We start from the raw sequence: 14,177 nt of genomic DNA, 5'->3' as shown, positions 1-14,177 counted from the left end.
GTGCCCCTCCCCCTATCCCTGCCCTGGCGCGAACATTAACCAGGATGTAGCCTCGTCGCCTGCGACCGCCATGCCTACGGACGACAGGGCGGCGTCAACAGAGGGGGTTACAACAGTGAAGCTGAAAAAGATCCTGCTGGGCACCGTGGGGGGTGTCGTTGGTCTGGCCGCTGTGGCCGTTGGCTATGGGCTGTGGGGCCCGCTGCCCATCCACCCGACCATTGAGCGTCAGACCATCCTTCAGGTTCTGGACAGTCCGGAAACGCTGACCCAGTTGGGCATGATCGACGGCACCTTCCTGGATTTCCATTCCGGCAAGCTGGACGAGATCAAGCCGGAAGACCTGGAAAAGGCCCGGAACGACATGACCCGCTATATCGCGGAGATCAAGGGATATACCGGCCTGACGGGGCAGCAGGCCATCTCACAGCAGGTGATGCTGGAATTCTATTCCACCAATCTGGCGCAACTGGATTTCCCCTGGGTGGTACCGGGCGGCGGGCTTTACCCCGTCGATCAGCTGTTCTCGCCGCCCGTCAGCCTGCCGCAGTTTCTGACCAACGCCCATGTGGTCAGCGATGTGAAATCGGCGGAGCGCTATATCAGCCGCCTGCACGCCGTTTCCACGAAGTTCGGGCAGTTAGCCGATTCCGTGCGCAACCAGGCCAAGGCCGGCGTGGTGCCGCCCGATTTCGTGGTGGATAAGAGCCTGGTGGTCATTGACGGCTTCACCAAGGACCCGGTGGCCGACAGCCCCCTGATCACCACCTTCAAGACACGCCTGGAAAAGGCCGGCGTGGCAGAGGCCGACCGCACCCGCCTGATCGCCGCCGCCACGGTAGCGGTGGAAAAGGACGTCTATCCGGCCTATCAGGCGCTGGGCAAACTGCTGCGCGATGAAATCCGGCCCAAGGCCACGTCCGACGCCGGCGTCTGGCGTCTGCCGGATGGTGCGCGTTACTACAAGCTGGCGCTGCGGGCCAACACGACCGTCGATACCGAACCGGACGCCATCCACGATATCGGCCTGTCAGAAGTGGCCCGCATCACCAGCGAAATGGACGCGCTGCTGCAAAAGCTTGGCCGGACAGAGGGTACGGTGGGTGAGCGGGTGCGTGCCCTGGAGCAGGACCCGGCCCAGAAATACCCGCCCGGCCGCGAAAGCTATGGACAGGAGCTGGCCGACCTGAAGCGCATGACCGACACGGTCATGGCCAAGGCCCCGCAATGGTTCAACAAGCTGCCCAAGCAGCCCGTCGATATCCAGGCCGTACCGGAATATGCCGAGGCGACGTCGCCCGGCGGTTATTACAACCCGCCGGCGCTGGACGGCTCCCGCCCCGGCATTTTCTATATCAACCTGGGCGAAAAGGCCCGCGCGCCGAAGTTCAGCCTGCCGACCCTGGTTTATCACGAGGCCGTACCCGGCCATCATTTCCAGTTGGCCCTGGCCCAGACCATTGAGGATGTGCCGACCTTCCGCAAGGTCTATCCCTTCACCTCCTACGCCGAAGGCTGGGCGCTTTATGCCGAACGGCTGGCCGTGGAAATGGGGATGTATGAGAACGACCCCTATGGCGATCTGGGCCGGTTACAGGCGGAACTGTTCCGTTCCGTCCGTCTGGTCGTGGATACCGGCATCCATGCCAAGCGCTGGACCCGCGAACAGGCGATCACCTATATGCGCGACACAACGGGCATGAGCGAGGAAGCGGTCACCATCGAGATCGACCGCTACATCGTCCTGCCCGGCCAGGCCTGCGCTTATAAGCTGGGCCAGTTGAAAATCCTGGACCTGCGCGAAAAGGCAAAGACGGCCCTTGGCGATAAGTTCGACATCAAGGGCTTCCACGACGTCGTGCTGGGCTCCGGCGGCCTGCCGCTGACGGTGCTGGAGGCGCAGGTGGATGCTTGGGTGAAGCAGGTGAAGGGGTGAGGTGAGAGCGGGTTAGGACCCGTTAAGATTCACCCTAAGTCAAGAATACCCGCCTCCCCGGTGAATATCCGGGGAGGCGGTTGTGCACAAGCAGATGTCATTTCCGACGGCACCTACAGTCGGTCACGCATCCAGGTAGGCAAAGTCACTGCGCGGCACATAGCCCAGCAGGTCCAGGGGTGCGGTAGGTACCAGACCCTGCGCCGTGGCATTATAGGCAAGCCGCCCCTCACCCCGGCCATAGTCAACGTAGTGGCGGACCAGGGCGGCATGGTCCAGCCCGAAGGCATTGTAGAGGTCGCTATTGAAAGCGGCATAGGCGTCGGCGCTGAAGCCGATGGCACTTCGTCCCTCTGCCCGCCCAAACTGGATATAGTGGCTGACCAGCGCCCATTCATTCAGGCCGAAGACGCGGAAAAGGTCGGGATTCAAGGCGGCATAGGCTTCCGCGTCAAAACCCGCGGTGAGGCGCCCTTCCGCCCGGCCGCTGGTGATGAAGTGCTCCACCAAGGCCTGACGGTTGGTGCCGAAAGCCGCAAACAGATCGGGATTCAGAGCCGCGTAAGCCATGGCGTCGAACCCTTCAGCGACACGTCCTTCCGCCCGACCCGTGCTCACGAAGTGGTTCAACAGGGCGGAAGCGTTCAGGCCTAACGACCGGTAGAGTTCAGGATTGAAGGCAGCGTAGGCCTCGGCATCAAAGCCGCTGGCAACCTTGCCAGCGGCCCGGCCATTGGCGATGTAGTCCTGCATAGCGGCAGCATCGCTGGCCAGACCGCCATTCAGGGCGCGGTATGCCTCCACACTGAAGCCGGCCTGGAAGTCATCATTGACGACAGTTCCAGTGGCATAGAGGTAGCGGCCATTGCTGCTGGCGAAAAGGGCACCGGATAAATCGGTCACCGTGGCCAGCACGCTTTGATCCGCCTCCACCAGAACGTCGCCCTTCACGGGCACCAGCACGGTGACGCTGGTGGAACCCGCCGGAATGGTTACGGTCTTGCTGACAGCTTCAACGGTGGTGCTGGCCCTTACGGTGAAACTGAAGGTGACATCCGAGGTTCCGGGTGCCGATAGGGTGGCGGTGAAGGCCAGATTGGCCGATGTGCCCGATTGCCCCTCGCGTACGGCGCCGCCTGAAAGTTTCAACGTTGGGACAGCTCCGCCAGACAGGTCAAAGGTCTGGTTGTTGAACACCAGTTTTTCCACGCCAGTGATTAAAGTCTTATCCCCCCGGACGCTGCTGACGGTCGTGATATTGTTGACGGTAGTGATCTGCCAGACGCTGGATCTATCGTTGAAGATGACACGGTCCAGGCCCGCCCCACCGGTGATCGTGTCATTGCCATACCCGGTCGTCGTGGAGCCAGGAATGAAGCTATCATCGCCATCGCCGCCGAAAAGCAACTGCGATGCCGACGACCCTTCCAGCGTATCGTTACCGGCACCCCCGAAAAGGTTCATCTCTCCACTGAGCGCGGAGCTCAGGTAGAGACTTCCTGTCGGGTTGGGTGCGAAAATGAAATCGGTCGCCGTCAGCTTGGACCGGTCGGTGCGGATATCCACGCTGACGCCATCAGCTTGGATGCGCGTAAAATTGCCCGACGCCCCCAGGACGGCGTTGGAGGAGGCAAGCAGCGCCTGGAAACTGTTGATCGAGGTGGCAGACAGGTCGATCTTGTCGATGCCGCGGGTGAAATCGATGATCGAAACGAATGTGGTCGAATTGCTGCTGGGCATGACGACGAAAAGGTCGCTACCAGCACCGCCGGCCAGGATGTCTTCGCCCCCGGTCCCCACCAGCGTGTCATCGCCAGCCCCACCCACCAACCAGTCCGAATACATGCTGCCACGGATCATGTCGTTACCGCCGCCGCCGGCCAACGGCACGGGCTTGAACATGTTGGTGGATGTCGAGTTGGTAGCGGTCAGCCACTGGCCTCTGCCATCATCAGTCGCATAGACGAAATCCTGTGCCGTCAATCTGCTCGAAGGGATGCCGACATTCATCACCTCGGCCAGGAAGTTCAACCTGCCATACAACCGGTCGTCTGCCAGGATCATGGAGAAGGTTGCGAAGTCGCGGATTCCCCATGGCGATAAGTCGATACGGTCCTCGCCTTGCTTGAAATCGATAATCTTGGCCGGATTGTTCAGGCTGCTAAGTACTTCTGTACGGAAGACATCCCGGCCGCTGCCACCAACAAGTTGATCCCCGCCAGCTCCCGTCAGCGTATCGTTACCGGCGTCGCCGTAAAGCCAGCTCTCGCCACGGCCCCGCAGGACATCATCCCCCAAGCCGCCATAGAGGGCGCCGCCATATGATGACCCGGTCAGGGTGCGGGCCGTCGCACTATCCTCGAAGATGAAATCCGCCGCCGTCAGCCGGGCGGGATCAATGGCCAGAATCAGGTCCGCCTCACCCCCGCCCGGCAGATCGAAGACGAACTCCACGACCTGCTTGTTGCCCTCGATCACGTCAGCGAAGCCCAACAGTTTCACCGTATCCAGGCTGGCGATGCCCGTCGCCCGCAGGTCGATCCGGTCCTGCCCTTGCGTAAAGTCGCGAAAATAGGTGCCACGGTAGCCGTAACTATAACCGGCATCGCTGAAGACCAGCACATCCTTGCCGGGACCGCCGACCAGCGTGTCGAAGCCGCTGGAGACGATGATGCGGTCGTCCCCGGCACCGGCCAGGATGAAGTTACTGCCGCTGCCGCCGGTGATGGTGTCGTTGCCATTCCCGGCCAGGATGTTCGCCGTATATTGGTCACCGACCAGCCGCATGCCGTAATCAGCAGGGGCGAAGATGAAATCGGCGGCGGTCAGCTTCGACATCTCAACGCCGAACGTCAGACGGTCGCTGCTGTTGACACCACGGGTAGCAATCACGGTGCCGCCGGCGGGCGCGGCTGTCATGATCTCCCGCAGCATGGCGAAGTCTCGCACGCCAAAGCCTCGTAGGTCGATCCGGTCGCTGCCCTGCTCAAAATCCTGGATCGTGGGCGAGCCGACGCCCCAATAGACAAAAACATCGTTACCGGCCCCGCCGATCAGGGTGTCATAACCATCGGCACCAAACAGCGTGTCGTTGCCAGCATCGCCATAGAGGCGTTCGTTGCCGACCTCACCGGTGATGACGTCATCACCCAGCGTGCCATACAGGTCGCGCAGGCCGCTGTTGAACAGACCGCTTGGATTGCTGGTGGCACCCGTCACCAGGAAATTGGCCGCCGTCAGTTGGCTGGGCGTCACTCCCTCCAGGAACAGGATAATGCTGCCGCCATAGTCATAATTGACGGTAACGGCGGTGCCCGCCTTGCCCTGGTATGTCGTGGCGCTGATCAGGTCCTTGGCCACGGAGAAGCTGGCGATGCCCCGTTCTCCGCTGATGTTGGTAAGGTCTATGCGATCGCTGGAGACATCAAAATCGGTGATGATTGCCAGGCCACCAGAATAGGGGAGATAGCGCGGGAAATGGAAAACATCGCTTCCCGTCCCGCCGGAAGCGGTATCGCTGCGCCCGACATAGAGATGGTCGTTGCCCTCACCACCCTGCACATTGTCGCCACTACGCCCATAACCGATCCCGTCATCGCCATAGATGACATCGTCGCCAGCCTCACCCTTGATAGTGGCCCCGCCACCACTGCCGCCGCTCAGGGTGTCATTGCCGGCACCACCAGCGATCTGGTCACGACCGCCACCGCCAGTGATGATGTCATTCTCGGCCCCACCGGTCAGGGTTTCGGCGGCAGCGGTACCATTGATGACGGCCATGTTTTCTCCTGTTGCGAAGCAGGCTCCGGACCGTGGGAGTGACGGCAGCAGCTACCGGTATCCGCATCTGGTTGGGCGGTTCCGGTTGGACTTCGCACTCCCACGAAACCGACAAGACATTTTATTTCAAAGCGGATTTTTATTATGGATAACACAACCAACAGATACAAACCTTTAAGATAGATTTATTTGAAATTTTATAAATCTTCCCATCACAATTTATATCCATAGGCACGAACCCATCCGCCGATTGGTTGGATGGCGTCGGCAAGCAACCCGCAAAGCAAAAGGCCGCCGGGTTGCCCCGGCGGCCTTCGCATACTCTTCAACCCTGACAGAGGGCTGATCCGGTACCGGATCAGTCGTTCTGCTGCTTGCGCTTCAGGGCTGCACCCAGGATGTCGCCCAGAGAGGCGCCCGAGTCGGACGAGCCGAACTCGGCCATTGCGGACTTCTCTTCTTCGACTTCCTTGGCCTTGATCGACAGACCGATCTTGCGGGAACCGCGATCGACCTGGGTGACCTTGGCATCGACCTTTTCGCCAACGGCGAAGCGGTCGGGGCGCTGCTCGGAACGCTCGCGCGACAGGTCGGACTTGCGGATGAAGCCGGTGAAGCCTTCGCCCACTTCGACCTCGATGCCGCCTTCGGTGATCTGCGTCACGGTGCAGGTGACGACATCGCCCTTCTTGACGCCAGCGGCAGCCTGCTCGAACGGATCGGAGGCCAGCTGCTTGATGCCGAGCGAGATGCGTTCCTTCTCAACGTCAACGTCCAGGACCTTGACCTTGACCTGATCGCCCTTCTTGTATTCCTGGATCGCCTGCTCGCCGGGGGTGTTCCAGTCCAGATCGGACAGGTGCACCATACCGTCGATGTCGCCGGGCAGACCCACGAACAGACCGAATTCGGTGATGTTCTTGACTTCGCCTTCCAGCTCGGTGCCGCCCGGGAACTTCTCGACGAAGGCTTCCCAGGGGTTCTGCATGGTCTGCTTCAGACCCAGCGAGATACGGCGCTTCACCGGATCGACGTCCAGGACCATCACTTCCACTTCCTGAGAGGTGGAAACGATCTTGCCCGGATGGACGTTCTTCTTGGTCCAGCTCATCTCGGAGACGTGCACCAGACCTTCGATACCGGGCTCCAGCTCCACAAAGGCGCCGTAGTCGGTGATGTTGGTGACGCGACCCTTGAACTTGGCCTGCGGCGGGTACTTGGCTTCCACGCCTTCCCACGGATCGGCCTCCAGCTGCTTCATGCCGAGGCTGATGCGCTGGGTCTCGGAGTTGAAGCGGATGACCTGGACCGTGACGGTCTGGCCGATCTGCAGGGCTTCCGACGGGTGGTTGATGCGGCGCCAGGCGATGTCGGTGACGTGCAGCAGGCCGTCAACGCCACCCAGATCAACGAACGCACCGTAATCGGTGATGTTCTTGACCACGCCCTGCAGGATCTGACCTTCCTTGAGGGAGGCGACCAGCTCGGAGCGGGCTTCCGCACGGCTTTCTTCCAGCACGGCGCGGCGGGAGACGACGATGTTGCCGCGCGAGCGGTCCATCTTCAGGATCTGGAACGGCTGCGGCGTGCCCATCAGCGGGGCGATGTCGCGCACCGGACGGATATCGACCTGGCTGCCCGGCAGGAAGGCCACGGCGCCATTCAGATCGACGGTGAAGCCACCCTTGACGCGGCCGAAGATGATGCCGGTGACGCGGGACTGGTCCGTGAAGGACTTTTCCAGCAGGGTCCAGGCTTCCTCGCGCTTGGCCTTTTCACGCGACAGGACGGCTTCGCCGTTCTTGTCTTCCATGCGCTCCAGGTAAACTTCGACGGTGTCGCCAACCTTCAGCTCGATCGGCTGACCGGGAACGGCGAATTCCTTCAGGGCGACGCGGCCCTCGGACTTCAGGCCGACATCGATCAGGACCTGGTCATTGTCGATGCTGAGGATGCGGCCCTTGACGACGGTGCCTTCCAGGCTGTCGGAGGAACCGAAGGACTCTTCAAGCAGAGCGGCGAAGCTTTCCTTCGCGGCGGAAACCTGTGCCATTTGAACTCCAATGGGCAAACTGTTTCGGGTTGCAGGCAACGGCGACGCTGTTCCCCGTGTCCGGCACGCCCGAGCCGGTCGAGAAACTTTGCCACCGCCGCGCCGGACACCACGTCCGACGGCTTGGTACGCGCGCCCCGAAGAGACCGGCAGGCCAGACGGAATGCCTGAGCGGTACCGGGTGAAGGCCATGGCGGCACCGATGACGCGCACCGGCGAGGACGTTTTCTAAGCAAAAACGCGGGCATCGACGCGCCCCCAGGTTCCCCCGGCGGTCGTCCGCTCGCGTCACGATCCTTCATGTCCTTCGGGACAGGCGGGTCTTATAGCCGCGATACGCCGCCCCCGCAACCGATAGAGTCGGGTGTGCGCCCGCGTTTCTGCGGCGCACCGCGCATGGGTGTCAGGCAGAAACGGGCTCCTGCGCCGGATAGGATTTCTTCAACAGATTGACCATGCCGACGATCATGTCGGCACCCCGCTCGCGGACATAGTCGGGGATGCTTCGCGAATGCAGGGTCATCAGGGGCGCACCAGAGGGATCATCGGGGTCCATCACGGCAAGCCCCGTCATCTCAACACCACGCACTTTCGGGTCACCGATACCCTGGCCGCTGGCCATGTAGGCCCCGATATTGCTGTTTTTCACCTGTTCAGCGACGCCAGTATCCGAACCATAGGCCTTGAGGCTCGCGCGCACCTGTTCCTCGCTCAACCTTGCCAGCTTTTCGATGGATGCATTGTCAAAATACATGCTGATTTGCTTGCTGCCATGGCCTTCGCTGCCGGCCAGGAAGGCATAAACTTCAGACACCTTGCGCATGATCTCCGGCAATGGCGGCTCCGGGACGCTGTCGGCGTCACGCTCCGCCTCCCACGCCTGCAACGCCGCTGATTTGGTCATCTGAGGCAGATCGGGATTTCTGTTCAGGACATCATGCATGGCATCGCCCGTGACGCCGATACCGGCATCAGGCGGGTTGTTAGGATCGGAACCCGGCGGCGGCAATAATCCCAGCGCCTCTCGAAGATTATAAACAATCTCCTCACCACGCTTCGACGAGAGGTCGTTATAGGCGTTGAGTTCATCGCGCACCGCATCGGCACGCTGACGCCGCTGACGTTCTTCCTCTGTGTCGCCCGCAACGCGTATCCGGCCGAATTTGGCAATAATCTCCTGCCGAGTTCGCTGCTGCTCTGCGCGGAGCGCCTGCTTGGCATCGTCAGACAGACGGATCACATCGGCGGGAGCACCGGATGTATCCTCGGCGGCGGCAGACAGTGATCCCAAGGCGGTCGGGGTTTTCGTCCTCGTATCGGCGACCTTGGCGGCGGCGAGAGCGGACCTGTTGCTGTTAATAGCCTTGAAAAGCGTGTCACCCAGATTTCCGCCAGAAATCACCATGATTTACACCCCCGATAGAACGCCCCCACCGGCAGGTTGATGCAATCTCATAAGAATTTCAATGGCAATAGTACTCGTATTACGGGTGTGGCCATGCCCGCGGAATTCTGCCCCTTACCACATCCAGCGCCGCATCCAGCACCTGTTGCGGGGTCATGTCGGAATTGTCGATGATCACGGCGTCGGATGCCGGCACCAGGGGGGCGACGGCGCGTTTGGTGTCGCGGTCGTCACGGGCCTGCATGTCGGCCAGGACATCGGCGAAGTCCGGGTTCTCCCCGCGTCCCTGCAATTCCGCGAAACGGCGCTGGGCACGAACCGTGACGCTGGCCGTTACGAACAGCTTCACCGGGGCGTTGGGGCAGATGACGGTGCCGATGTCGCGGCCATCCAGGACAGCACCGGGCAGCCCGCCCGGCGGGTTGGCGGCGAAATCGCGCTGGAAATCCAAAAGCGCCTGACGCACGCCCGGCACGGCAGAGACGCGGGATGCACCCGACGCGGTCGTATCCAGCCGCAAGTCGGGATCATGGGTCAGCCGGTCTATATCCGCTGCCGTCAGGGCACGGGCCGTGGCCGTCGCGGCCTCTGCATCGCCGAGGTCAACCCCCGCCCGGATCATGGTCAGCGCCACACCACGGTACAAGGCGCCCGTGTCCAGCAGCGCATAGCCCATGGCCGCCGCCACCTTGCGGGCAAGCGTGCCCTTGCCGGACGCGGCAGGACCATCAATGGCAATGACGGGGCGAGGCATAGGCGGACCTTCAGTCTGTGCAGAGAACGGCGCAGGCTTTGCGCCATGTACCGGAGGCCGTCAAGCCCACCATAAAATTGAACATCGATTCAGATTTCATTTGACTTGCCGATGCGCCCGGCTTTGCCCATGCTCTTGCCCCAACGCATAACCAAATCCTGGGGGGATATGATGCGCCTGTTGGGAAAAATCCTGTTGGGCCTGCTGCTGCTGATCGTGGCGGGGGTGGGTGGCTTTGCCTGGTGGGCCTGGACGCCCGACCTGTCACGGGCCGAGGCCGAGGCGAAGTTCGCACGCGGACCCGGTGATTTTGTCGAGGCATCGGGCCTGCGCTTCCATGTGCGGCAGGAGGGGCCGGAAGGGGCCGCGGTACTGGTGATGATCCATGGCAACGCCTCCATGCTGCAAAGCTGGGACGGCTGGGCCGCCGACCTGTCCAAGGATTATCGCGTCATCCGCTATGATCTGGCAGGCCATGGCCTGACCGGACCGGACCCCGCCGGTACCTACAGCCCGGAACGCGATGCGGTGCAGTTGAAGGCGCTGCTGGACACGCTGAAGGTGGAGAAGGCCACCCTGATCGGCAATTCGTTGGGCGGGCAGATCGCCTGGCACTTCGCAGCGGCCAACCCGGAGCGGGTGGAGAAACTGGTGCTGGTCGCCCCCGGTGGGTTCCCCCTGCTGGGCATCGGGTTTGGACAGAAGGTCGAACTGCCGCCCGCCATGAAGGCCCTGCCCTACTCCCTGAAACGCGATGCGGTGCGGACTATGATGGCTCCGCTCTATGGCGATCCGGCGCGGTTCAGCGCGCAGATGCTGGATACCTATTATAATTCCTGGCTGTCGCCCGGCGTGCGCCCAGCCCGGCTGCAACGCGCCGCCGCCTATATGATCCAAGACCCGACGGAAACCCTGCGCACCATCCAGGCGCCGACCCTGCTGGTCTGGGGCGAGAAGGACTGGCTGGTCGCGTTCGCCACGACGCCGGCCAAGTTCCAGGCAGCATTGCCCAACAGCAGCCTGGTCAGCTTCCCCGGCCTGGGCCACATGCCACAGGAAGAAGACCCGGCGGCCACGGTGGCGAAGGTCCGGGAATTCCTGATGCAGTGAGGAACAAAGACTAAGCCGTCAGGCGCTGCGGCGCTTGGCGGCAAGGTCGATGGGCGGCGGCGGCGTGGGGCGAACCTCGCCCGTCTCGCTGGCCGGCGGCGCCACGGCCGGGAACCGGGCCAGGAAGCAGGTGCCATTGTCTGGCTGGCTGTTTTCCACAATCAGGGTGCCGGCCAGCTTTTGGCTGACCTGGCTATAGGCCAGATAAAGACCAAGGCCGCTGCCGCCGCGTTCGCGGCCCGTCGTGAAGAAGGGTTCGAATACCCGGTCCAACTGTTCACGGGCCAAGCCCTTACCATCATCGCGGACCCGCAATTCCACCCAGCCCTGTTCATCTGCGCGCAGGTCCAGCTCGATGCGGCCCGTCTGCCCATCGACAAACGCGTGGGTGACGGCATTGACCAGCAGATTGGTGACAAGCTGCGCCACCGCATCGGGATAGGTGTCCACCGGCAGGCGGGTAGCACCGGTCAGTGCGATGGCGTGCGGGGTCTTGCGCGTCTGCGGGCGCAGGGAGATCACAACCTCTTCTAGGTATCCGGCCAGATCGAAACGGCGGCGATCCTGGCGCGTACGGTCAACGGCCACATGCTTGAAGCTTTCAATCAGCCTTGCCGCGCGTTCCATATTCGATTGCAGGATGCGGGCCGCCAGCGAAGTGGCGTCAATATACTCATTCATTTGTTCGCGGCGCAGGGTGCCGGTGGCCAGCGCCTGTTCGATCCCACGCGTGTCATTGGCCAGACGCGTGGCGGCGGCCAGGGCCGTGCCGACGGGGGTGTTCACCTCATGCGCGATGCCGGCGACCAAGCGGCCCAGCGACGCCATTTTTTCCGCCTGCACCAGATTATCCTGCGTCTGACACAAGCGGGTCAGGGCCTGTTCGGCCTGATGGCGTGCATCGCGTTCGGCCAGCATCACGCGGCGCAGCGTGGCCATGACGGTGGCAAGCGCCAGCCCGGCCACAGCCAGAATGGACAGGGCGGCCAGCAACGTGGCGAAACTTGCATGATAGTCCGTCGATGCGAACGGACCCAGGCCCCGTGCCGTCAGCAGCGTTAGGCCCGTAGCCACCAGCAGCGTGTAAATGGATGTACCCAGCAGCCCGAGGCGCAGCCCCGCCGCCAGGATCAGGCAGAACAGCGCAAACCGCCCCGCCTCCCGCAGCCACAGCGTATCCACCAGCGCCATGCCGGACAGCAGCGCTGCCCCCGCCAGCACCAGGCCCAATGCTGTGCCCCAGCGCCGACGCAACAGAGCCATGGCACCCGGCGCCGCCATCAGGATCAGCGGCGGCGCCACCAGCAGCACGCCCATGGCATCACCCACCCACCAGCTAACCCAGGCGCTGGCAAGCCCCTCGCCCAGGTCCGCCCCTCCGGCGATGGAGGACAGGATGCCCGCAGAAGCGCTGAGCATCGGGGTCAGCAGAACCGGAACGCTTAGAAAGGCTATCAGACCGGACGGGCCATCGAACAAGGGCTGCGGTCCCCGCACCTTATGCAGCCACATCCAGGCCGCCAGTGCCGGCAGGCAATTGCCCAGGCCGACCGATATGGCAAAGACCGGGTTGGCGAAATTCAACAAATTGAGGGCAAAGGCACCCAGGAACACACCGGGCAGAAGGCGGGGGCCATAGCGCCACACGGCGGCAAAGGCGATGCCGGTGGGCGGCCAGATCAGGGTGACCGCCTCACCCGCGAACGGAACCTGCATACCGGCCCACCCCGTGGCCGCATAAATCAGGGCCACGAACAGGTTCGCCAACAGGAGCCAGAGGCCTTCTGCCATCCACCATCCCCCAGACCATGTGAGACGCCCATGGTCATTCACTTCGGATTAACCCCAAGTGTAGTAGATTATACGCCGAATGGAAGGATCGCGTGTGCGCCACAGCGTGCTCATTGCGCCGCACCATGTTGCACAAATGTGACGTGGCCGGCAAATGACAGCAGCAAACAGCATTCATGGCTGGCGGGGCATCGGCTTTCGCGTATTGTCCGCCCTGCCGTGAGGTGCTTTGGGAAACCAAGCGCCCACCGGGATGGAACCCTGGACGTGTCTCGCCGATCCGGGGATGATCATCTACAGCCGGCGTGCCAGGCACAGCCGGCTTTTCTTTTGCCCTTTCTTTGTCATGCATGCGCGCTGGTGCCGTGATATCCTGCGGCGCATGTACAGTGACGTCCTTGATCTTCGCGAATTCTACCGCTCCAGCACGGGACAGGTGGTGCGCCGCCTGATCCGCCGCCGCATCCGGGAACTATGGCCCGACCTGCGGGGACAGCGTGTGCTGGGCATTGGCTATGCCACGCCCTACCTGACCATGTTCCAGGAAGAGGCGGAGCGGGTGATGGCCGTGATGCCGGCCAGCCAGGGCGTGATTGCCTGGCCGCCCGACGGTCCGGGGCAGGTGACTTTGGCGGATGAGGCGGAGTTGCCGTTCCCCGACATGTCCATCGACCGCATCCTGCTGATCCACGGGCTGGAATGTACCGAGGAATTGCGACCCCTGATGCGGGAAATCTGGCGGGTGATGGCAGGCGGTGGACGCCTGATTACCGTGGTGCCCAACCGTCGCGGCATCTGGGCCCGGTCCGACAGCACGCCGTTCGGCCAGGGAAGCCCCTTCACGCCGGGACAATTGCGCAGCACGCTGAAGGCGAACATGTTCGTGCCGGAGCGGGAGGATTGCGCCCTGTTCCTGCCGCCCACCCGCCTGCGCTTCATGCTGGCCAGCGCGCCAGCGGTGGAGGAACTGGGGCACCGCTGTTTCCGCGCCTTTGCCGGCGTTCACATGGTGGAAGCGTCCAAGCAGATCTATGCCAACGCGGCCCGCGCCAAGGTGCGCGAACGCCAGCGCGTGCTGTCACCCCAGGCCCAGCCCGTGTTCGGCCGCGTCACCGCCGAGCGCAAGCGCGAGACCTGAAACTCCGCAAACCTATCCTTTAGCTTAGGTTGTGCCACCGTCACGACGGTAGTTGCTATTTGCAATGGTATTTGCATATAGCAACATGCATTTCGCAGTTTTGCATTACGCAATACCTCGTGCGGAGTACCCCCTGAATCCCAAAGCCGCAGAAACCCTCAACTTTCAGGGTGTGTCTGCACTTGGCATTCAGGCTGCAATCCTTGGTTC

General features: G+C 62.4%; 8 protein-coding genes. 3 read left to right on the top strand and 5 right to left on the bottom strand.

From position 1 onward, the window contains the following. Positions 1-115 precede the first annotated feature (115 nt). Positions 116-1,936, top strand: a complete 1,821-nt coding sequence (locus C0V82_RS14890; RefSeq protein WP_158659950.1) for a DUF885 domain-containing protein — start codon at positions 116-118, stop codon at positions 1,934-1,936. A 123-nt stretch (positions 1,937-2,059) separates the two neighbouring features. Here C0V82_RS14890 and C0V82_RS14885 read toward each other — a convergent pair whose 3' ends face one another. From C0V82_RS14885 to cmk, 4 genes are all read right to left on the bottom strand, one after another. After that, positions 2,060-5,716, bottom strand: coding sequence for a calcium-binding protein (locus C0V82_RS14885; protein WP_102112983.1), 3,657 nt, complete (start codon positions 5,714-5,716; stop codon positions 2,060-2,062). A gap of 358 nt (positions 5,717-6,074) precedes the next feature. Further along, positions 6,075-7,769, bottom strand: a complete 1,695-nt coding sequence (rpsA, locus tag C0V82_RS14880) for a 30S ribosomal protein S1 (protein ID WP_054169461.1) — start codon at positions 7,767-7,769, stop codon at positions 6,075-6,077. Positions 7,770-8,172: 403 nt separating this feature from the next. After that, positions 8,173-9,174 (bottom strand): hypothetical protein, encoded by a 1,002-nt coding sequence (locus C0V82_RS14875; RefSeq protein WP_102112982.1) that lies wholly within the window; start codon positions 9,172-9,174, stop codon positions 8,173-8,175. Positions 9,175-9,253: 79 nt separating this feature from the next. Next, positions 9,254-9,928, bottom strand: a complete 675-nt coding sequence (cmk, locus tag C0V82_RS14870) for a (d)CMP kinase (protein ID WP_102112981.1) — start codon at positions 9,926-9,928, stop codon at positions 9,254-9,256. Between the two features lie 168 nt (positions 9,929-10,096). Between cmk and C0V82_RS14865 the strand changes: the two genes are divergently transcribed. Next, positions 10,097-11,038, top strand: coding sequence for an alpha/beta fold hydrolase (locus C0V82_RS14865; RefSeq protein ID WP_158659949.1), 942 nt, complete (start codon positions 10,097-10,099; stop codon positions 11,036-11,038). Between the two features lie 18 nt (positions 11,039-11,056). On the opposite strand, the gene C0V82_RS14860 is transcribed toward C0V82_RS14865, so the two are convergent. Continuing rightward, entirely contained in the window at positions 11,057-12,829 is a 1,773-nt protein-coding gene (locus C0V82_RS14860; RefSeq protein ID WP_102112979.1) for an ATP-binding protein, read from the bottom strand. A 382-nt stretch (positions 12,830-13,211) separates the two neighbouring features. Here C0V82_RS14860 and C0V82_RS14855 point away from each other — a divergent pair, with 382 nt between their 5' ends. Then, positions 13,212-13,967, top strand: coding sequence for a methyltransferase domain-containing protein (locus C0V82_RS14855; protein WP_102113450.1), 756 nt, complete (start codon positions 13,212-13,214; stop codon positions 13,965-13,967). Positions 13,968-14,177 lie beyond the last annotated feature (210 nt).

It is taken from the genome of Niveispirillum cyanobacteriorum, from assembly GCF_002868735.1.
In the GTDB taxonomy this organism is placed as follows: Bacteria; Pseudomonadota; Alphaproteobacteria; order Azospirillales; family Azospirillaceae; genus Niveispirillum; species Niveispirillum cyanobacteriorum.
The sequence above is the reverse complement of the archived record's forward strand: the minus strand, read 5'-3'. Positions and strand labels throughout refer to the sequence as shown.